The following is a 20,126-nucleotide window of genomic DNA, read 5'->3' as shown; positions in this document are numbered from 1 at the left end:
CTAATCACCTTCGTATCCGCCTCCCGGACCAGAGGGATATAGGAACTCTCGTTGACCCTGCGAGCCCCCTTACAAAAAACTCCCAGCGATGTTCACGCCAAGAGCGATAAGAATGGCATTGAAGAAGAAAAAAAATAACCCCATGGATAAGAACCACGCGGCGTATTTCACGGTTTGTCGTGGCGACATCAGCGACTTGGCACGTCATTCCAATAACAAAGGAAAAAATAAGCAAAATCAGCATAGAGTGGGGGATCGTCATGGGGAAATCCTAATCCAGCTTTGTCACCTTTCCCGTGTGCGCTGTAATACATATGGGCATAGTGAACCGCATATACGGTCTGCACCAACAGCCACGAGAGACAAATCGTTAAGGCCGCTAGTCCCAAGTAGAGCCTGCGCATTAGGGGCTCCAACGATGCCGAAGTACCAATTACAATCACAATGGCGAGGAGGCTGGCGCACGCCGCTGCGACGAGTAACATCGTTACTCCCCAGAAACTCTCATCTTCCATCCCCGCCCGGGCACGAATATCCTGCTCGGTGGCGGTTGCCATCTTCCCCCAGACGAGTCCCAATTAAACAACAACACCCGCATCCCAGCCGATAACGACTCGAGCCGCGAAATTCGTTTGTGCCGAAACAAGAGAACCTGTTGCGACTGCGACCAGAACCAAAATCAGGAGCGCGCCCAATGTCGGGAGGGGCGCGTCAAACCGAGCCGCATGTCCTTAACCTTCACGCGAACGCCGCAACAAGGTTCAGAATGACATACCAAACGACCGGCAGCCCATGAAAATCACCGTCACCGATAACCTGGCGGCAATACGAGCTCAGCGTTGCCGGAGATACTGACTGTAAGGCACCCTCATCATTAGAAAATACCCGGCAGGTACCGTACAGGCTTGTCGAGGGCGACGAGCCAAGCGGCAGCGCCTTAGCGCAACCCTGCATAAGCTACTCTTCAAGCGTCAAAAGCCTTTACCTCTACACACGCCTGCCCCAGGCGACGATAGAGATCCCTACGGCGCCCCAAAGGCCACCATTCATAAAGAAAAATTTCCATTGGCTTCCAGTTTGCCACCCACCCCAGAATGACAAGCCCTTCGCCAAAAAAACGGCTGATACTTCCCGGCCCAACAATTTCCGGAATTGCTTGCGCGGCCACAGTACATGTGGCCAACACAGCCATTCCGATAAGGAGAGACTTACGGCCGACTTTAAAAAGTTCTTTAAGTTCGCCCTCAACGACATCCGCGCGATAATTGAAGTAGCTGCGCAATGCCGCCTCTAGTTGTTGGGCGTATTTATTCCCGAGCTCATGCTTCGGTGCATGCACGATGATCGTAAAAGCTCGCCGCCGGGGAAATTCTCGTGCCCAGCCAACAATGTACTCTTCCGCGTGTGGATCAAGGTCACGGTCGCGGAAGGGTAGAGGGTCAAGCGTGTCAAAAAGCTGCGAAATCTCGTTGACCCGCACCTCGATCACACCCACTGGATGTACATGGGCCATTTACAGACCTCACCGAAATAACGCATCACGCCAATAGGCGTTCTGAGGTCCTAACGCCTAAGAAGATCGGTAAGCACAACACACTTAAGCCTTCGCGCCAGAAGCAGCGCCACGGTGTTTTTTCTTCGCACCGCGATCTGCCGGTTTAGATGAGCGAGGACGTGCTCCAAAACCTTCCCGCTCGACACGAGTAATAGCGCCTTTCTTCGACTTATTGACACGCACCGTATCGGCGAACTTGTCTGCAATCCGAGCAGTAATCTCAAAACGCGTATCACGATCAAAAATTTTGATCGAGCCAATCTCGGACTTACTGATGCCGCCAGCTTCACAAATCAATGGAATAAGCCATTTCGGATCGGCATTCCGCTCGCGTCCGATGTTTAGCCGGAACCAAATCATATCGCGCGATCCTGAATTGGGGCCACGTGATGGTCGCTTGCCATTATCAGGCGCGGCCGTGGCATCACCATTGGACCAACCAGCTCTCCGTCCATCCCCATTGCTCCGGCGATCCGATCGGGGAGGTGGACCTGCATCTGGCAGCAAATCTTCCGGCGCAGGCAAGCGGGCTAGATGGAGCCGTATAAGAGCAAGAGCAATCTCGTCCGCGGAACGCGACGCCTGTAGATTGCGTACGATCGCGACTTCATCCTCACGCACTACGTCCGCAAAAATTGGATCCGCGAGGAACCTCTCCTGGTCACGTGCTCTGATCTCGTCAGGTGTAGGCGCGGGCAACCACGCAACGTCCAGCTTCGCCCCGCTAAGCAACACCTGCGCTTTGCGTCGTCGATTAAATGGCACGAGCAAAATGCAGAGCCCCTTCCGCCCGGCACGCCCCGTACGTCCTGAACGGTGTAGCAAGGTCTCTGCGTCATGCGGAAGCTCAGCATGAATCACGAGGGAAAGGTCCGGGAGATCGAGCCCGCGAGCGGCAACATCGGTCGCAACGAGAACCCGCGCCCGGCCATCGCGTAACGCTTGCAGCGCTTGGCTGCGCTCGCCCTGGCTCAGCTCACCCGACAAGGCAACAGCAGAAAAGCCGCGCTCCAAAAGTCGCGCATGCAGCCGCTTCACAGCTTCACGAGTTGCACAAAAGACAATTGCGGCGCGCACTTCATGCAAGCGCAAGACATTGACCACGGCATTTTCAACATCCGTCGGCGCCACGCGGATAGCCTGGTAGGCGATATCGGCATGCTGTACGTCGCGCCGCTGCGTTTCGATCCTGACGGCATCCTTCTGATAACGCCGCGCCAACGCTGCGATCTCGCGCGGCATCGTTGCAGAGAAGAGCAGTGTGCGACGGCTCTCAGGCGTTGCGTCCAGAATGAACTCCAGATCTTCACGGAAGCCAAGATCGAGCATCTCATCAGCTTCATCGAGCACAGCCACCTTGAGCTGTCCGAGATCAAGGCGGCCGCGCTCCAAATGATCGCGCAAGCGCCCAGGCGTACCGACGACGATATGAGAACCCCCAGCAAGCTGACGCGCTTCAGAACGCGCGTCCATACCTCCGACGCACGCTAGCACGCGTGCACCCGTCTCAGCGTACAGCCAGCTCAGCTCTCTCTGCACTTGCAAAGCCAGTTCCCGCGTCGGGGCAATGATCAATGCCGAGGGCTGGCTTGCACGTCCGAACCGCTCCTGTGATCCCAGCAACGTCGAAGCCATCGCCAGCCCGAAGGCGACGGTCTTGCCCGATCCGGTCTGCGCGGACACCAGCAAGTCTCGCTCCGACGCATTTGCGTCCAAAACCGCGAGTTGCACATCAGTTGGAACAGAATAGCCACGGGTGGCGAGCGCTCCTGAGAGCGCCGTATGGGTCGACGGAAATGTCATGATCTAAGTTGTATCTCGTGAGGCGCAGCACTTCGATCCTCTGTAGGAACAGGAGGGTATATAAGCTGCGGAGGGTTTAGCCTGGATGCATAGCCACTTTTCTTCGGATCCGCTAGCATCAACTGGCCATGTTGCCCATCACAGGCAGGCGTCAGTAAACTTTTCTCTACCCCCGTGGAATATAAGCAACCATCTTGGCGGTCCGCCGCAATGTCGCATCAGCATCGGTTTCAGTGACAATACAGCACATTGAGCCGCTCATATGCCCAATATGGCGATCGAATAACGAACCCTCGGCCACCCCACCGTCAACGATGTTCGAATTCCGCGAATTCGTTGTGGCGCGAGAATCTAGCTTGGTGTAGCTACGCCTAATTCTTGCCGCGCCCCGTCATTCGCTTCGGAGCTCTTTCCTTAATGACCGTAACAACTCCCGCCGCCCTTTCTGGCGTCGCTCCAGCAAACCCGCGCTCTCGCGTCATCGTCGCCAGCCTGGTCGGCACGACCATTGAATTTTACGATTTCTACGTCTATGCGACGGCGGCCGTTCTGGTTTTCCCGCACCTGTTCTTCCCGCCAGGGAATGAAACAACCGCTCTGTTGGCATCCTTCGCCATCTTCGGAGCAGCGATGATCGCCCGGCCGCTCGGCGCCATTTTCTTCGGCCATCTCGGCGATAAGCGCGGACGCAAGAACACGCTCGTTGGTGCACTCCTTACGATGGGCATCGCAACGTTTCTGATCGGGCTACTGCCAACATATGAAACGGCCGGTTGGCTCGCCCCAGCTCTGCTAGTCGTAATGCGTCTTGCTCAAGGTTTTGCCCTTGGCGGTGAATGGAGCGGCGCGGCGCTCGTCGCAACGGAAAACGCACCACCAAAGAAACGCGCAATATACGGAACGTTCCCGCAACTCGGAGCCCCGATCGGTTTCATTATCGCCAACGGGCTGTTCCTCCTCATTGCTGCGGCGCTGCCATCCGACGACCCATCGAAGCCTTCCGCCGCGTTTCTCGAATGGGGCTGGCGCATTCCCTTCCTCTTCTCTGCGGTAATGGTCATAGTTGGCCTTTGGGTTCGTCTAAGCCTCGTTGAGAGCACCGCTTTCGAGAAAACTGTACGCACCGGCAACGTTCAAAAAATCCCTCTCGCTACGGTCTTCCGCACCCACTGGAAGGAACTCGTCCTCGGCACATTCTACATGCTCGCGACCTACGTCCTCTTCTATCTTATGACGACGTTTTCGCTGAGCTACGGGCGCGCTGCGACGAACGCCCCACTTCCGGGTCTCGGCTACGACTACACAACCTTTGTTCTGATGATGATCATTGGCGTGGTGTTCTTCGGCATCTTCACGCTCATCTCTGGTCCGTTCGCCGATAAATTGGGTCGCCGCAAAACGCTTATATGGGTCACACTCGCCATCATCGTGTTTGGTCTCGTCTGGACGCCGATGCTCGCTGCCGGCACTGTCGGCGTCATGGCCTGGCTCATCCTCGGCTTCACGTTGATGGGTATGACATTCGGACCGATGGGCGCTCTTTTACCAGAGCTCTTTCCTGCAAACATTCGCTACACAGGCTCTGGCATTTCCTACAATGTCTCATCGATTTTAGGAGCGGCCGTGGCCCCGTTCATCGCGGTTGCCCTTTGGAGCACAGGAGGCGGGAGCCCGTTCTGGGTCGGCATCTATCTGTCCGCGATGGCAGGGCTGACCTTGATCTCTTTGCTGCTCGGGAAAGAGACAAAAGATATCGACATCGAAAAATAAGCGACGTTTTTGGGGGAGTGGCAAAGGTAGCCCTCCCGACCATGCCGAAGCGCAGCCTTTAGCCAACCGGTTAAAGCTTCCGGTGTGGTAGACAAGTGGATCGCGATCCGCCGTGTCGGCCACCACGACGCGGGCGAAAAACAAGGTATGCGTCCCCACGACGGTCCATTGCCGAGATTCAACGAGATCCCTCGCCGGCGCGGCTCCAGCAAATGGGTTCGGCCATTCGGACCCTATCGAAACAGCACCACGGGAATGGCACAGGAACGGATCATTTCTGTCGTCGTACTGCCAATGATGAAGCTCCGTATGCGCGAATGACCGTAAGCGCCCATCACGAGTAGATCGATCTGACGGTTCTGAACCGACGCAGCGATTGTCGTTTCAGGCTGTCCAGGTTCGATACTTGCTTCCACTGAGTACCCGGAGTTGCCCAACAGGGTCGCAGCCTGATCCAGCCGCTTTGCACCTTCATCCGTAGGAAGCCCCGCGAATAATAAGTGCATCTCCAGGCCTTGGAACTGCGAGCGAGCACGCGCGAGATAATCGATAGCCTTACTCACGCTTGGGCCACCGTCGAACGCGATGAGGATGCGCTGGATCGGCCTGAATTCCCGCGAAGCAACGAGCACCGGACGGTGGCTCGTGCGAACGACGCGCTCAAGATTTGAGCCCAGGTGCAGCTTGGCAAAGTCCGCTGCTTCCCCCCGCTTTCCGATCACAACCAGATCGGCACGCTTGCTGCCAGCGCGGCGTCGTGGTCGGCGTCACGTCCAAGTTAACAATCGGAGCTTCCTGCCAGCGAGCCATCAAATGTCCTTCACTGTTTCTCTTCTAGTTCCGCCATCACGCGACTTCGGTATCTAAAAGCTGTCGCGCGAGAAAGTTTGAGAACGGCATGTACTCTGCTCCACGATGGGAGTTCACCCGTCCTGTGAAACTCAGACCTGATCCAATCGAGACATTGCTTCCTGAAGCGCTTACGTCGTTCCTGTTCCAGTATCCTCACTTCGTTCGCCCAGTCCTCGTCCGTGATTTCGTCGGACCGAGACATCAGGGGAGTGCTCTTCCCAGCATGTCTCCGGGCCTCTCCCAGATCTGCTTGAGGACCGCAGCCAGCTCGCCCGGATCAGCTGTGGCGCACATTTCATCGACCTCATTACGTTCACGATCACGCCACTCGAAGCGATACTGTCGATCACGGTGATCGGGCCGAAGCTCAAGGTGACGGTCCAGCGCTTGCCGCGTGCTCTCGCCGGCAAAGACGGCCACCTTCACCGGCGGGTTGTGCGCTTCCGCGAGCTTCTCGATCCGCTGCGCAAGCTTTGCGAGTTTGGCGTTGGCCATGTCTAGTCTCTGTTTTCCCAACTGATGCCCGCGGCCGATTTCACGAACAAAACCAAGCCGCAGGCACCGATTTCTTTAAACGCGAAACGCAGACGTGAACTTCGGACGACCATCAATGCGCGCCGAAAGTCTTTCGAGTTGCGCTCTGGTCGCCAGAGTTCGCGTGTCCGTTGATGATTTTCATGCTTTCAAGCTCGGCCAGTCGTTCTTCGATTCGTTCGATCGTGATGGCCTCAAGCGCAGCCCTCATCTCTTTGAGGACGTAGGCCAGTTTTGTCGCCTTATCCAAAGGCAACTTCCCGGTTCGCGCTTCGCGGTAGACACAGCCAAGCTCACGCAACACGCCGGCCAACGAGTCCAGATGCCCGACGCGCGGCACTTCGCCAGAGACCTTCTTGCGAGAGGCCTGGCTCACGCGCTTAGCTGGTGTCTTCGCTTTGGTCATCCGGCCGCCCGCGCTGCTTTTTCGTATTTGCTCCATTCGGCATCCCAAGCAACGAGGTCTTCATCCGGGGTCGTGAAGTCCGGGGTCGGTAGGTCCGCTGACGCCGAGCGCCGTCCGCCCGGTGAAGTCGTGCGGGTCTGCCTTTTAGGCTGGTAGCCGCGATCCGCGGCTAGTTCGTAATAGAGCTGTGCGGGGCTCATGCCGCGTTGAATGGCGAGCTGGGCGACGCCAACGCGATCCTGATCCAGCTGAGCTCGACGCAGATCAGCCGGAGTGTTGAAGCCAGCTTGACGCGCGGCAACCCAGCTGCGTGCATCATCATCGGGCAAGGATCGCTCGAGCTCTCGGACACGGCTGGATTCGAGATGCTGGCAGGCGTCGTCATAGTCGGGCGTGGTCTCGCGAATGGCCTTTTCAGACTCGATGACGGTCCCCCAGAATTGCTGTTGCTGCTGTTGGTTTTCCAGCGCTTGGAACTTTGCCTGAAAGTGCCCAATCGGATCTTCGGCAACGTCGGGAATGCCACTAAGCTGATGATCCAGCGCATGATCGAAACGTGCTTGCTCAGCTTGTTCTAGCCATTCATCCGCTTGGCGCTGTGCGGCAGCTATCCGAGTTTCGGGCTTGTCATCAGCACCATCGTCGAAATCGCCAGACGGTTCGTTGCTTGCATCATCGGCCAGCTCGCCATCGTCAGGAATGCCGCCGCCACATGTCTCGATCAGGTCTTCCGACACGCCAACATCATTGTCGAAGGTGGCGTCACCGCTATTAAAATCGCTGTCCATCATCTCGGGTTGCTCCAGTCGTCAGGGCCATCTTGAAGCGCAGGGCCGACTGTCACATCGTCGATGTGTTCGAGGTCGTGCTCGCGTTCCATCAGGGCATACTTTTCGAAGTCACTGCGCTCGCGCTGAACACAACGCTCGACGGCCGCCTGCCAAGGATCAACCTTGTCCAGCCGTGCAATTTCCTTGTCCGTCAGGCACCGTTGGTGCGTGCGCCAATGTCGGGCATCCTCATCGCAGCGGGCCATACGAGCCGTCACGCGGCCAAGAACGTTCCGTCCGTATTCACTCATGCTCGATCCCCAATCCAATGGCCTTGTCTTGCCGCCTCCATAACTTTCTCAGCACGGGCGATGTATTGCTGACGAATGCGATCAGCTGCAGCCTTCGCTTCTGCTTTAGTTTGCGGATCACGCTTGCGCTCCCACTCTGCCTCATTGCGGAGATCGCATTCTCGGCGGCGCGCGTCCCGTTCTAATTTGTCCAGGTGGTTGAACATCTGATGCTTGGCGTTCACTGCCCCAAGTTGGGGCTGCCACGCTCCCCAAGCCTTGCGGAGGTCCGAAATAAATCCGCCAGCATCGGCGATGTCGCGGAGCCACTGCTGCATGTGCTCCAACAGCTTGTTGTTGGCGTGCTCTTCCGGAGGCGGTCCCAGGATGTGGCTATAGGGACGACGGGCTCGCGCCCTGTTCAAAACCGATAATGGAATTGGTGGAGGGACAAGGAACTCATTTTCGCGACGACGTTTCGCAAGATCAGCCAACTTCTCGCGCGCCGTCATCTCAGTCGGCGCAGGCGTCTCAACATGGTTCACAAGTCGCTTTCTTCCCATCTTCCGTTCCCTCAGTTGAGAAATCTGCCGGCACACACACCCCACCGGCAGCTGGGAACACTCGACCCGCCCGAGGTCTTTCACGCACTCACGCCCACGAGCCGCTCCTACCAACGATCGAGAGCCGAGCTCTCTGCTCAGGATCTTCGGCAGTACGCTAGGAACACTGTTTCATGGATCGAGCTAGCCGCGCCTTGAGCTCGATGACCTCTGCGGCGTCGACCACTCTTGTTCGAGGTCCAATCCGATGAACGTCCACGCCATGCGCCGCAAGAATGCTGAGAGCTGTGCGAGGATCCACGCCGAGCTCTTGCGCAGCGTATCTGATCGGAATGTTCATTGCCCCTCAAAGTTACTTTGAATAATGCAACTATTGTAGCAGAAACAGTAAAAATTGAAAGAAAAAACAATAACAATCAATAATCATTCAGATGAATGGACGCATGAATACTTATGAACGATTATGAATGAACAAGCTTCGCTACGGGAGGGTTGAGCCAGGGCACTGGATGCTTAACTGCGCCCCACCACAACACCCAGCCTGCCATTATCGTCCTTCCAGATTGCGACGTGATGATGCTTGAGGACATTCCGGAGTTTTTCGAATGTGCTGCACCGCGGATCAACTTCGCCGTTCTCGATGCCCCGAAGCGTTCTTGGTGACAGCCTGGCAACCTTAGCCAGATCAACTTGACTCCACCCCATTCCAGCTCGGGCAAGCTTTAAAACCATTGGGAGGTCAGCCGCGGTCAAACACGCATGATGTGGAATTGATGAGGCAGGAGGCTGCCCATTTGCGGCAGGACGATTCCCCCTTAAGGCAGGAAGCTGCCGAGGACGGCATTCCTCTAAAGCCACCACAGAGGCAGTCGGGTTAGGTCGTACCTTCATTAAGTTGCGCCCTTGAAAAAAGCCGTCATCACACAGTTTCTACGCAGTATTATCTGCGTCATCACTCTATGGTGCCCCTGACGCTAGCGTGGAGCCTCGCCATTATTTCTGAGTGCCGCAAGCGCTTTGCCTCAATCACAGCTCGCTCGTTAGCTGTGAGGATTTCCTTCGGGAAACGGTCCCATTTCTCTGCTGACGCTTCGGCCAGCTTGGTGATGTTCCACTCAGGAATCTCACCGTCATTCCGCAGCGCCTCATTCAGCAGCTTTAGGACGAGATCAGAGCCCACATAGCAGCCCGGTTCGCCAGGAGGCGGTCCGTGATCATTCAGACTGCGCATGACTGCTCTGTGTCGCTCGTAGCTCGTTTTTGGCTCCTCTCGGTGTCCGCCCCACGTGTAGCTCGAACCAAAAACCTCAGACTCCCATCCCTCCTTATTGCCGGCCCCATAGTGGGCGGCGGTACGCCACTTCCAACTACTGCGCGTCAAACGGCAGACTTCGTTGAGATCTTGCACGGTCACGGGCCATGGGTTGTTGATGTTGTGATAGCGGAGATGCTGCAAGGCGTACTCAACAACATCGGCCTCAAAGCCAGCACACGCTTCCGCATAAAGCTGTACGCTGCGCACCGCATCGGCTGAGGTTTGTGAAGGACCCGCAGGGAACGCGAGGCGAAGATCACGGATGCCCTCCTGAATGGCTTTGGGCAGTTGCGGCCTGCTGTCGGTGGTCGCGATATGCCGACCCTCTCTAACGATGAGTTGGTTAGTCATGTTCGTCAGTCCTGAATGCTTGTTGAAGGATGTCATCCATGCTGGGTCGCTCACGCGACTTTCTGCGGCCGGAGCCGTTGAGGCCGGCCCTACGCTGGTTGTGAAGCTCGGTCTGGATTTCTTTTTCTGAGCGTGCGCGGGCCTGCGCCTTGGCTTGATCGAGCTGCGCGTCGGTGATTTTGCTCGGAAGCGCCCTTGAGAACCAATTGACGGCGCTGCGCCAGTTATTGCTGTTGGCGTTCTCGCACGCACCATCGAGAGCCAGCATGGCATTCGAAACGGCGATCTGTAGAATGTCAGGGTCGGTTGTTCCGTAGGGCGCTATCGCTTTGAAAAACGCCTCGTCGGTTTTCGACCTATCGATTCGCTTTGCAACTAGATCGGGTTCTTTTCTCCAAGCGCTGCAGATGCCGTTGAATGTTTCCAGCTCTGAATCAGAAATCTCAAACCTGATCGCGCCATCAACTACTAACTTACTATCTGAGTTATTCTGAGTACGGGTGAACTGAGAACACCCCGCTATGTCATTTCGTTCACCCCGCTCGGCTTCGGGGTGAACGTGGTTCACGTCGAAATCAGGACCGGGGTGAATATGGTTCACCCCGCTTTTGGTTCTTTCGCGGTCCCGCAGTTTCTCGACAAGCGCATTTGGGGCGATGCCGCTGTAACGATTCGTGCGCCCTTTTCCAGGAACGTGATATCCCGCGTTGACCTCGATTCTAAGCCAGCGGTCGCGGACCTCGCCTGCGATTTTTTTGGCACCCCTGTCGGTCAAGCTGCACTCGCGGGCGACCTGCGTATAGCTCATCGACGATGATTGTGCGTTGTCGTCGAAGAAGCGACCGATGCAGAGCAACATCAGTTTGACTGCGGTCCGCTCTTCGCTGAGCCAAATGCAATCGAACCAAATCCGCTTCGCGGTCATGCCCGCAAGGGGGTCGTTATCTGGGGGTTGGTTTGCCATCGCCACCACACATTTTGTGAGTGATGGCGATCTGGACATTGAAAATTCCAGTCAAACGCGCTACATTCAGCGCCATCGGATATTTGAGTTCTAATTGTCGCCGCCCCTCGCACGGGCGGCGTTTTTCTATTTCAGTCATTTTCGCTGAACTCATTCTTTTAAGGGCACGTACCGAATTACGATGATACCCTGGCGACCGGCGCCACCACCGCCCTGACTAGCGCCACCACCACCACCGCCGCCGCCATAAAAGCCGCCGTTACCACCCGGAGGACCCTGCCAGCCGCCGGCACCTCCCGACCCGGGACCGGCCGTCTCGTCGCCCCCACCAGTTGCGAGCCACGAAACCTCCATGTTTCCAGCCTTGGGCCCACCGGGAAAGCCGCCGCTTATCCCGCCTGCCGTAGCGCCACCGCGACTCCCACTTGCCCCGCTTTGACCATTACCGCCGTTTCCATTCGGCCCACCCGCGGCACCGCCTCCACCGCCGCTGCCGCTAAATCCAAAACCACCCGAGCCACCGGAGAACCTAATTGTTCCAACGCTCGCTGATGCGGATCCGCCGGCGCGGTTCTGTGAACCACCGTTCCCGCTGTCCGCCCCAACGCTGCAATTGCTTAAACTTGTGCCGTTAAACCACGTGTGTCCGCCGCTGCCGGTGCCGCCAGTCCCAGGACCAACGTGGTAGTCGATCATCGCACCAGGCGTTAGGGAAATATTGGAAACAGACGCGTACGCCCCACCTCCGCCGCCGTCGACGCCGTTAGCAGCACTGTTATTGCCACCTCCGCCAGCTGCAATGCAGTGGATATCATTGTCAGCATCGTTCCAATCGTTTGGGACTTGCCATTGGCCAGCGCCGGTAGAGGTAAGAAAAATGACCTTGCCGACCATAATCGGGGATTTCGGATAGATCACGTGAGCCGGAGGGACAATCACGTCAAATCCTCCCACTGGTGAATATGACACCTCAGCTCCATCCCGCCTGCCGCGCAAGCTTCTTCGCTGTACGTGAATATCCAAAAAAGAAAGAAGATCGCAACGGTTGCAATAGTCACTAGAACCGTGTCAGCGATGCCCGCAGTTTCGAACGTATTTCCACAATGATCGCAGCGCCTTTTCATCCCGTCACGCCTCCGGCAGTGACTTGAGCCAAGCAACGGCGTCTTCGTGCAAAATCAGATTTTTTCGTCCGAATTTGCGAGCTTTTAAGTCGCCTCGCTTGAGCGCTTCAAAAATACGGGTTTTGCCCACGTCCGCGAATTGCGAAAGACTCTGAGGTGTGTAGGCTAGTTTCTGTTGGATGCTTTCCATGGTTGCCCTCATGAACGGTTATGGTCATGAGGGCTAGAAATGAACGATTTTTCGGAAACTGTGACGTTGTAGAAAAAATTATTTACTTCTATTTTTTTTCCAATGCTGGAGATATTTGATGATCGTTTCGGCCTTTAGGTCCTCGCCAAACGCCTCACCAACAGCTAGAGCAAACCGAATGTATGGACTGTTAGCGCAGCCGTCCTTCAGGCGCCCACTACCAGGTTCCCGTTCAAAATATTCAAGATAAATTTCCGGAAACGAACTCGCCAAGATGTCCTTCAAAGACACTTTGCTTGTGATCTCAGCTATTTTTTGCATTTCATGGCTGCTAAGCGTGGCGGCAACTTTAAGCCGTTGTAAGCTTTCCACGTTGCTAGCGAGCCATGCCAGTTTTTCAACCGACTCCGGCGGCGCATGCTTGAAAAAGAAATGTGTCCACCCGAATAGGTGCTTAAACCCCTCCAGGTTTTCAATGTGAACCACCCGCGGCACTTCACTATCGCCGTTCCAAGCAAGCCAGCAAATTACGTGTGAAGTGTCAGGTTCGTGCGAAGCGTCAAGCAGTTGCAGCAAGCGCTCTAAGGTCTTGACGATGTCGTCAATTCGCCTGCGATCCGCTTCAGCCTCATCACGGGTAGCTTTGAAGAACCTGTTTTCTGCGTGGTGATACCAACAACGACTGAGCGCCTTGCGCAACTTTTCCCGATCTAGTTCGCGCGGCGCACGCACTCGACCCGTTCCCTCAACCGCTGCAATGATGCGATCGACGCCCGCAGCGGACAGTTTGACTTCTTCATAGTTTGGAGGCTGTATCGGAACGGACATTGCGCGCCATACCCCGCTCGCACGACGAAGGACCCTACTCACTGTTTTTTCAGTGGCGTCCATACCATCCATTACGCCGCCTCCCGTGCCAACAAGGTGACCTTGCCGCACGATTTCACTTCCTCGAGGAAATCGCCCCAGTGCTGCAGCATTTGGCGTCGTCCAGAGAGATACTGTGCAGAGTTGTACGCACCGCGCACGTCATCTCGCTCATCATGGGCAAGCTGACGCTCAATCCAATCTGATGGAAAGCCCATCTCGTTCAGAATGGTCGACGCCACACCGCGGAATCCGTGCACGGTGGCGCGGCCGTGGTAGCCCATGCGATAGAGCGCATAGAGCATGGTGTTGTTCGACATGAAGCCTTCACGCGACGGCGACGGGAACAGATATCCGTCACCAGTACCGGGCAACTCACGCAACTCATTCAAGGTGGCAACAGCTTGCCGCGACAGCGGAACAAGATGCTCCGTCTTCATCTTCATGCGATCAGCCGGAACCCGCCAAAGCGGCTCGGGCGCATCGAGATGTTCAAATTCCGGCCAACGGGCAGTGCGCAATTCGCCGGTTCGCACCATTGTCAGAACAATTAGACGTAGCGCGATGGCTGTTCTGGGATCTCCGTCATAACTGTCGAGCGATCGAAGAAACGTCGGCAGCTCGTCGCGCGGCATAGGCGTGTGATTGCGCACACGCCCTTTGGGTTTAAGCGCTCCTTTAAGAGCGATAGAGGGATCATTCTTGGCCCTGCCGGTGACCATCGCATAGCGGAACACTTGCCCGATGGTCTGGCGTAGCTTGCGGACTTGCTCCAACGCACCACGCTTTTCGACCTTGCGCAGCACAGCCAACAACTCGGGAGCATCAATATCGGCGATTGGCCGGTGGCCTAGCGCTGAAAAGATATCGGCCTCAAGCCGCCGCAGCAGCTCATCCGCATAGCGCGGCGTGAGAACATGGCGCCGGTTGCTAACGAACTCGATCGCAACGGCTTTAAACGTGGCGTTCGCAGAAACTCTTTCAGCAAGCCGCTGACGCCGTTTTTGAACGCTGGGGTCAATGCCATCGGATAAGAGCCGTTTAGCGGCGTCGCGCCCCTCACGGGCTTTCTGCAGCGAAACAGTCGGATAACTACCCAGCGCCAAAGTCTTTTGCTTGCCCGCGAAGCGATAGGCGAGGCGCCAGAGCTTCGAACCGTTGGTCTGCACCAACAGGTGGAGGCCGCCACCGTCCGAGACCTTATAAGGCTTGGCGTGCGGCTTCGAGTTGCGGATAGTAGAATCAGTCAGCGGCATCGATACCCCCGAGTGTTGGTATTCGCGACCCACCTGACAACAAGAATACCAACAAAATTCGCGAATGCCAGCGAACTCAGGTGAATTCCTGTGAATGAAATGAGGCCTGAATTTAGGGGAAGAATCGAGCCGAACTTGGACGGATATGGACGTCTATGAATGTCGGCTTGGCGCTCCCTACGGGACCTACTCAATTGAGGTTTATCAATAAGTTAGACCGGAGTGGGGAACCGATTTTTACCACTGTGTTCCAGGGCTTCCCGCCGAAAAGTTCCCCACCACAAACAAAAAAGAGCGCCCCCGCCACCGGGAGCGCACCGGTGGCGGGGGCTTTCGATCAGGCGTGAGGGCGCCGGGAGACGCGGCCGCGCTTAACAGCTATTGGATACTGGACTGCCGCTCGGTTCGAAGCAGGCGAGCTAGTACGTCGGACAAGTCGTCACTCCCAAATGGTTTCCGTAGGACGGCGCGGTCGCGAAAATCGCCCCACATATCGTCGACGCTGTTTCCGGTAGCGATAGCGAACGGAATCCCCCGCGCAGCGAGCGCCTCGACCACCGGCCGGCTACTTGTGCCATTCAGGTTCATATCCACCAGAGCGGCGTCAAACGCTTGCCGACTTACCAGACCGACCGCAGCGTTCGCGGTGGCGGCGCTCGTCACAGCCCCACATCCGAGTTCCACTAGCATGTCCTCAATCATTAGGCTGATGAGCGTTTCATCCTCGACGAGGAGAATACGACGGCCCGTTAAGATGCTATTCATGGGGGGCCCCTTCGGGAACTGGAATACTCATTGTACATAGCAAGCCGGCTGGTCGGAAATCGAGTTCCACAGTGGCGCCGAATGCGTCCAAACCATGCTCAATCACACGCGAGCCAAACCCCTTGCGTAAGGAGGGGCTCACCGGCGGTCCACACTTTTCCCGCCATTGCAGAACTAGCCGGCGGCCCTGACCGGTGGATTCCAATTTCCATCCCACATGGATGGATCCTGTAGAGTTCGACAGCGCTCCGTACTTTACTGCGTTGGTTGCAAGCTCATTGAAAGAAATTCCAAGCGCTAGCGCTGATTCTGGCGGGAAGCGAATGTTCTCGCCCTCGATCGCGATACGATCGGCTCTGCCGTCAACCCTAAACGGCTCCAATGCGTCGTGTAGCAGATCGACGAGCCCTGCACCCTCCCAATTCGCTCTTGTCAGCAGATCATGCGACCGTGAAAGTGCCATTAATCGGGACTCGATTGCTTCTCGGATAACACTTGGATCGGTCGCCGTCCGCGTTGCCTGCCAGACGATCGACTGCACCATGGCGAGGGTATTCTTCACGCGATGGTTCAACTCGTCGATGAGAGCCCTCGAATGCGCTTGCTCGACTTTGAGTGCCGTGAGGTCGACGAACGATGCAAAGTATTGAACAATTTCTCCGTCCTCTAACCGGACCGGACTAACGAAGAGAGCCGCCCAGAACTCACTGCCATCCTTGCGGCGGTATCGAATCTCGGCACCAGCGTCGGATGCGGCCAGGAATTGATGGTCGATTTTCTGCAACGCCTCCGCGTCAGCAGCATGCGCCAAAATAAAATTGAAGCTTTGACCAAGTACCTCTGCGCGCGCATAGCCGGTCAAGGAGAGAAAGCTATCGTTGGCGAAAGTTATGGGATTGTCGGGGTGCTTCGCATCGGCAAAAACCATGGCCATGCGTGTCGTCTCAGCGGCAACTACGAAGGGACCAAGCTCGTTCTTGAAGCCTTGCACATCGGCTTCGGCGTCAATCTGCTGTTTTGACTTCTTTGGCATCTTCGGCATTCCTCCGATGCATCGATCGATGCTGGGACATGACCTGACCGCTGCCGATCACTGTACTCAAGGCGTGGACAAGTGTGGGATCATCTGCCCACCGGGTTAATGCTAGCACCTTCCGTATTGCGTACCTCGGAAAAGCCTGCACTGCACCGTGAAAGAACGCAAGGTCGAGAATGCCTGAGACGAACGTCGCAGTCGCGGGTTCGCACTTGAGGTGCCATAGCCCCAGTTTCGAAACTCCTGAAGTTCGGACGAATTGACCCGCAGCCCTTCCGAAAAGATACGCTGGAACTAACCGATAGCTCGGAGTGTTTACTTCGAGATGGGAATCCATCGTATTCCCGAGGAGAAAAAATATGTTCAAAGCTATAATTGTGGGCGCTTCGATATTGGCCGTCGGTGCGGTTGGCCTAACATCAGTATTAGCGGAAACGCGCGGACTGCTGGCTCAGAACTCAGGCGAAGACAAAACGTCGGATCGCACACCGGGCAATAAGACGCCTGACCGAAGTCAGGGCGCGAGCCGCAGCGGTGCAGCTGGAACAGACGCCGGCCAGACTGAAGAAGGCACCTCTGACCGGACACCCTCCAATCATCCTGCAACGACTGACGCGAAGGGAGCGGAGCGCGGCAATCTGTTCACGGAAAAGCAAGCCCGCACACATCTCGCTCAGCAGGGATACACTAATATTTCCGAGTTGATGAAGGACGAGAGTGGAATCTGGCGTGGCACGGCTATGAAAGACGGCAACACGATAATGGTCGGCGTCGATATTCGAGGAAACGTCTCGACTAATTGAACAGCCGCAAAAAAGAGCGCCCCCGCCACCGGGAGCGCACCGGTGACGGGGGCTTTCGATCAGGCGTGAGGGCGCCGGGAGACGCGGGCGCGCTGACCAAACTCAGATAATGATAACGATCAGCGTCACGACGAGACAGGCGGCGAGGATCTCATCGCCGAGATCCCATGAGGCGAAGTTCAGAACCCGAGCGCACCACGAAGGATGGGCAGCGCCTCGCTCCATGTGATCTTTCCGGCGACGGCGAGGGCGAGGATGAGCATACCCAGAGCCGCCTTGAGCCATCGCCCGATGTGGATCCGCGGCCGTTGTTTCGGGAGCTGCGCGGCAATGCGGGCGGGCAGATCGCGCAGGTCCGCCCGGAGCGCCCGCGTCTCCTCGTACGACGCGAGGAGAATTTCTGTTTGGCGGCTGCTCTCGGCGTCCAGGCGGCCCAGCAGAACGCCCAGCGCCATCGGGTCGTGGGTGTAACCATTCAGCATGCGCGGCCCTCATCATCGTGAGCTCCCGTCTCGGGTTCGAATTAGCCTGTGATCCACGTCCAGAACCGCCCCCACCAGGTGGGCGAAGTGCCGGGCGGGCGTGTCGGCAGGGGTGGTGCAGCGGCCTGCGGGCCTAATCTGACGCCGGTCATGAACATCTCCGCTTCCGCCGCGCGGCGACGCACCAGGCCGCGCAGAACAACGCCGCCGCCCATGCGCCATTTACTGAATTCGCGCGGCACGTCATCCCAGCGCCCAGCATTGACCCGCTTAAGCAACGTCGATGACTTCAGCGCCCCCGTGCCGCAGTTGAACGCGAAGGACACTAACGCCCCACGCGCCAGCGGGTGGAGGGGGACACGGACGTAACGGTCGACGGCGGGTTCGCAGATCTGCCCGACTTCAAAGGCGAGCAACGCCTCCGCGCGGGGCCGAGTGATCGGTGGATCGCTGAGCTGCACCTTGCGGTGGTCCTCGTAAAAGGTCGACCCGTAGCCGATCGTCGCCACACGGGCGGGGCAGAGGTACGGCTTCACGCGCCCCGAGCCGTCACCGAGCTGTTTGAGATACCCCTCAAACTCTTTGATGAGGTCGAGCGCCTCGCGCGGGATAGCCATGCGTTCAACTCTATATTGTCAGGAGGGATATCGTCGCCCGCGGCTATCTCCTGTCCGGGAGCGACTGCGACCCGGACGAAGTCCGCCCCCGCGGAGCTGCCGCGCGACAGCGCGAATAGCAGCGCGTGCGCTTTAGCGCGCCGCCGGCGTCGGACACTTCCGCGACGAGCGGTAGCCGAACAAGAAGCCCAACACCGCCTGCACAGCTTCAATGAACAGGGCGGAGAACGCGGCGTGGTCGATCACGCTGGAAAAGCCCAGCGCCACGAACACAAGAAGCACGATCAAGACGCCAGCCGTCAGAGGGCGGAGCACCGCGTTAAGGCCGTCAATCCACGCGATGCCGGTCGGCCGCCCCTGGCTCTCGACGATGGCCGTCAGGCTTTCGCGGAACGCACGGATTTCCTCCGCGACGATACCGGTCTCGGCCGCCTCGAGTTTCGACCCGGCTTCCGCCTGAAGGCGCGCCATCTGCAGGTCGTGCTGCAGGCGGATCAAATCCATTTCCCGCACGTGGTCGCGGGAGTCGCGGACCTCTTTGAGGACGTCCGGTACGATGCCGGACACGAGTCCGGTCAACGCCGAAATCAGCGCTGTCAGCATGATAAGTCTCCGAATTGTGTGGAATAACGCTGGCGTAATCGCCCTTGCACGGAATATTCGCTGCGCGTGATTGATTGCGCACTCGGCTAGTAATTAGCTTCTAGAAAAGGGAGGTGAGGTCATGCTTCAGGACGAGCTAGACCCAATTTTTGCAATCATCGCCGGCGCAATTATTGCGGTGGCGTCGATGGTGCTTGTCGGAGGTATTATGTTTGTTGCTGCCGGATTGCCAATGACGGTAACGGATCTCGCCTTGGTTGCAGCGGTTGGCGTTGCCTCAGGCGTAACTACAGCGCTTGCGATGTCGGTTTGCGCGTGGCGGTATTGGCGATCGACTGAGAGTCGCGACTAGACACTAAACTGCCCAGTGTGAACCGGCCGCCCATCTATCGCGAGACGGCCGTTTAGGCTTGTGCTTAGAAGGTATATCCGAAGGTTTCGATTTCCTTCTCAAACAATCTGAATGCGCGCTTGCGGTCGTCTTCCGTGTAAAAGTCTCGATAGTCGGAGGTCGCCGCAAACTTCTTCGTGACCGGCATTTGCTCTTTTACCAACCCCAAGCGATCCATGATCGTCGTCATGTCTCGATCCAGCGTCTCATACCGACCGACGAAATCAACTGCGATCTTGTCGTCGATCGTATATATCGGCCAATTGGTTACGGCGTCGGGCAAGAGATCTTCATCATCCCCAAGTTCAGCCATCTCTAGATATCGAGTGAATGAGTACTGGTTGCCAGACCGGAGCGTGTGGAACTTCCAAGAAGATACCGCCTGCGCATAGGGGTTTCGCACAAAGCAAAATTTGAGATACTTGTCCCACTCGGCGGGAAACTGCGCCTTGACGATCTCCGCACTAGCGTGTGGCGCATCTCGACCAAATCTCGCCGCGTGCCGTGCTTTGTGAATTATGCTGAGATCTTTAATCTCCAGCCGTTGGTATTTCACAATAGTTTTCATGATGCGGGCAGCACTGCGAGGGGTTGCGAGATCGAGCCAAAAACGCCTGTTAAACGGTACTCCTGCTGCCCTTGCCTCTCGCCAAGCTCCGATTTGGATGTCTCTGGGGCCTAGGTGCTTAGCCAGCGCGACCGTAACCGAGGTTCCTGCGGTCTTTCGGCAGTGCATGAAGATGTATCTATGAGAGTGACTCACGATCATCGCCGCCCCCCAAGGGAATTAAGCCATCTCTTAACTTACCACGGCGGAAG

At 56.9% G+C, this 20,126-nt stretch carries 25 protein-coding genes and 1 pseudogene; 3 read left to right on the top strand and 23 right to left on the bottom strand.

Annotation, left to right across the window (positions count from 1 at the left end; all coding sequences use genetic code 11):
* Positions 1-4 precede the first annotated feature (4 nt).
* From BLS30_RS18530 to BLS30_RS14175, 4 genes are all read right to left on the bottom strand, one after another.
* Positions 5-208, bottom strand: coding sequence for a hypothetical protein (locus BLS30_RS18530; RefSeq protein WP_170832483.1), 204 nt, complete (start codon positions 206-208; stop codon positions 5-7).
* Entirely contained in the window at positions 189-578 is a 390-nt protein-coding gene (locus tag BLS30_RS14190; RefSeq protein ID WP_090229785.1) for a DUF1345 domain-containing protein, read from the bottom strand. The genes BLS30_RS18530 and BLS30_RS14190 overlap by 20 nt, the downstream gene beginning before the upstream one ends.
* A 386-nt stretch (positions 579-964) precedes the next feature.
* Complete coding sequence (locus BLS30_RS14180; RefSeq protein WP_046476367.1) at positions 965-1,513, bottom strand: hypothetical protein; 549 nt, start codon at positions 1,511-1,513, stop codon at positions 965-967.
* 84 nt (positions 1,514-1,597) lie between these two features.
* A complete protein-coding gene (locus BLS30_RS14175; protein ID WP_082100972.1) occupies positions 1,598-3,358 on the bottom strand; it encodes a DEAD/DEAH box helicase in 1,761 nt (586 codons plus the stop codon).
* 417 nt (positions 3,359-3,775) lie between these two features.
* On the opposite strand from BLS30_RS14175, the gene BLS30_RS14170 reads away from it, so the two are divergent.
* Positions 3,776-5,128 (top strand): MFS transporter, encoded by a 1,353-nt coding sequence (locus tag BLS30_RS14170; RefSeq protein ID WP_046476363.1) that lies wholly within the window; start codon positions 3,776-3,778, stop codon positions 5,126-5,128.
* A gap of 233 nt (positions 5,129-5,361) precedes the next feature.
* Here the strand turns inward: BLS30_RS14170 and BLS30_RS14165 are convergent, their stop codons facing one another.
* The 15 genes and pseudogenes from BLS30_RS14165 to BLS30_RS14080 all read right to left on the bottom strand — a co-directional run bounded on the left by BLS30_RS14165 (position 5,362) and on the right by BLS30_RS14080 (position 16,408).
* A complete protein-coding gene (locus tag BLS30_RS14165; protein WP_342027554.1) occupies positions 5,362-5,760 on the bottom strand; it encodes a universal stress protein in 399 nt (132 codons plus the stop codon).
* A 3-nt stretch (positions 5,761-5,763) separates the two neighbouring features.
* Positions 5,764-5,865, bottom strand: a pseudogene (locus BLS30_RS18470) (universal stress protein); the annotation flags it as partial.
* A 316-nt stretch (positions 5,866-6,181) separates the two neighbouring features.
* Positions 6,182-6,475: a hypothetical protein gene (locus BLS30_RS14155; protein ID WP_090229777.1), complete on the bottom strand. Its 294-nt coding sequence runs from the start codon at positions 6,473-6,475 to the stop codon at positions 6,182-6,184.
* A gap of 112 nt (positions 6,476-6,587) precedes the next feature.
* A complete protein-coding gene (locus BLS30_RS14150; protein ID WP_090229775.1) occupies positions 6,588-6,920 on the bottom strand; it encodes a hypothetical protein in 333 nt (110 codons plus the stop codon).
* A complete protein-coding gene (locus BLS30_RS14145; RefSeq protein ID WP_090229772.1) occupies positions 6,917-7,711 on the bottom strand; it encodes a hypothetical protein in 795 nt (264 codons plus the stop codon). Before BLS30_RS14145 ends, BLS30_RS14150 begins: the two co-directional genes overlap by 4 nt.
* On the bottom strand, positions 7,708-8,001 hold the full coding sequence (locus tag BLS30_RS14140; RefSeq protein WP_090229769.1) for a hypothetical protein: 294 nt from the start codon (positions 7,999-8,001) through the stop codon (positions 7,708-7,710). The genes BLS30_RS14145 and BLS30_RS14140 overlap by 4 nt, the downstream gene beginning before the upstream one ends.
* A complete protein-coding gene (locus BLS30_RS14135) occupies positions 7,998-8,543 on the bottom strand; it encodes a hypothetical protein (protein ID WP_139165361.1) in 546 nt (181 codons plus the stop codon). The genes BLS30_RS14140 and BLS30_RS14135 overlap by 4 nt, the downstream gene beginning before the upstream one ends.
* A gap of 513 nt (positions 8,544-9,056) precedes the next feature.
* Positions 9,057-9,275, bottom strand: a complete 219-nt coding sequence (locus BLS30_RS18525; RefSeq protein WP_425284166.1) for a helix-turn-helix domain-containing protein — start codon at positions 9,273-9,275, stop codon at positions 9,057-9,059.
* A 220-nt stretch (positions 9,276-9,495) separates the two neighbouring features.
* Entirely contained in the window at positions 9,496-10,209 is a 714-nt protein-coding gene (locus tag BLS30_RS14120) for a hypothetical protein (protein ID WP_090229759.1), read from the bottom strand.
* The gene (locus BLS30_RS14115; protein WP_139165360.1) at positions 10,202-11,179 is read right to left on the bottom strand and encodes a hypothetical protein; all 978 of its coding nucleotides are present in this window, start codon (positions 11,177-11,179) and stop codon (positions 10,202-10,204) included. The genes BLS30_RS14120 and BLS30_RS14115 overlap by 8 nt, the downstream gene beginning before the upstream one ends.
* Positions 11,180-11,323: 144 nt before the next feature.
* On the bottom strand, positions 11,324-12,112 hold the full coding sequence (locus tag BLS30_RS14110) for a hypothetical protein (RefSeq protein WP_090229754.1): 789 nt from the start codon (positions 12,110-12,112) through the stop codon (positions 11,324-11,326).
* A gap of 453 nt (positions 12,113-12,565) precedes the next feature.
* Entirely contained in the window at positions 12,566-13,387 is an 822-nt protein-coding gene (locus BLS30_RS14095; RefSeq protein ID WP_139165359.1) for a hypothetical protein, read from the bottom strand.
* Positions 13,387-14,610 carry a tyrosine-type recombinase/integrase gene (locus BLS30_RS14090; protein WP_090229743.1) on the bottom strand — a complete coding sequence of 408 codons (1,224 nt, stop codon included), beginning with the start codon at positions 14,608-14,610 and terminating at the stop codon, positions 13,387-13,389. The genes BLS30_RS14095 and BLS30_RS14090 overlap by 1 nt, the downstream gene beginning before the upstream one ends.
* A 378-nt stretch (positions 14,611-14,988) precedes the next feature.
* Positions 14,989-15,375 carry a response regulator gene (locus BLS30_RS14085; RefSeq protein ID WP_090229741.1) on the bottom strand — a complete coding sequence of 129 codons (387 nt, stop codon included), beginning with the start codon at positions 15,373-15,375 and terminating at the stop codon, positions 14,989-14,991.
* The gene (locus tag BLS30_RS14080) at positions 15,368-16,408 is read right to left on the bottom strand and encodes an HWE histidine kinase domain-containing protein (RefSeq protein ID WP_244512442.1); all 1,041 of its coding nucleotides are present in this window, start codon (positions 16,406-16,408) and stop codon (positions 15,368-15,370) included. Before BLS30_RS14080 ends, BLS30_RS14085 begins: the two co-directional genes overlap by 8 nt.
* 362 nt (positions 16,409-16,770) lie before the next feature.
* Between BLS30_RS14080 and BLS30_RS14075 the strand changes: the two genes are divergently transcribed.
* Positions 16,771-17,214 carry a hypothetical protein gene (locus BLS30_RS14075; RefSeq protein WP_090229735.1) on the top strand — a complete coding sequence of 148 codons (444 nt, stop codon included), beginning with the start codon at positions 16,771-16,773 and terminating at the stop codon, positions 17,212-17,214.
* A 179-nt stretch (positions 17,215-17,393) separates the two neighbouring features.
* Here BLS30_RS14075 and BLS30_RS14070 read toward each other — a convergent pair whose 3' ends face one another.
* From BLS30_RS14070 to BLS30_RS14060, 3 genes are all read right to left on the bottom strand, one after another.
* Positions 17,394-17,696, bottom strand: coding sequence for a hypothetical protein (locus BLS30_RS14070; RefSeq protein WP_090229732.1), 303 nt, complete (start codon positions 17,694-17,696; stop codon positions 17,394-17,396).
* A gap of 41 nt (positions 17,697-17,737) precedes the next feature.
* Positions 17,738-18,313 carry a lysozyme gene (locus tag BLS30_RS14065; RefSeq protein WP_090229729.1) on the bottom strand — a complete coding sequence of 192 codons (576 nt, stop codon included), beginning with the start codon at positions 18,311-18,313 and terminating at the stop codon, positions 17,738-17,740.
* A gap of 132 nt (positions 18,314-18,445) precedes the next feature.
* Entirely contained in the window at positions 18,446-18,916 is a 471-nt protein-coding gene (locus BLS30_RS14060) for a hypothetical protein (protein ID WP_090229726.1), read from the bottom strand.
* A gap of 121 nt (positions 18,917-19,037) precedes the next feature.
* Between BLS30_RS14060 and BLS30_RS14055 the strand changes: the two genes are divergently transcribed.
* The gene (locus BLS30_RS14055) at positions 19,038-19,268 is read left to right on the top strand and encodes a hypothetical protein (protein ID WP_090229722.1); all 231 of its coding nucleotides are present in this window, start codon (positions 19,038-19,040) and stop codon (positions 19,266-19,268) included.
* 64 nt (positions 19,269-19,332) lie between these two features.
* On the opposite strand, the gene BLS30_RS14050 is transcribed toward BLS30_RS14055, so the two are convergent.
* Complete coding sequence (locus tag BLS30_RS14050) at positions 19,333-20,076, bottom strand: sulfotransferase family 2 domain-containing protein (protein ID WP_090229719.1); 744 nt, start codon at positions 20,074-20,076, stop codon at positions 19,333-19,335.
* Positions 20,077-20,126 lie beyond the last annotated feature (50 nt).

It is taken from the genome of Filomicrobium insigne (genome assembly GCF_900104305.1).
Classification (GTDB): domain Bacteria; phylum Pseudomonadota; class Alphaproteobacteria; order Rhizobiales; family Hyphomicrobiaceae; genus Filomicrobium; species Filomicrobium insigne.
Note: the sequence above shows the minus strand (reverse complement) of the source record. Positions and strands in the feature narration are given on the sequence as shown.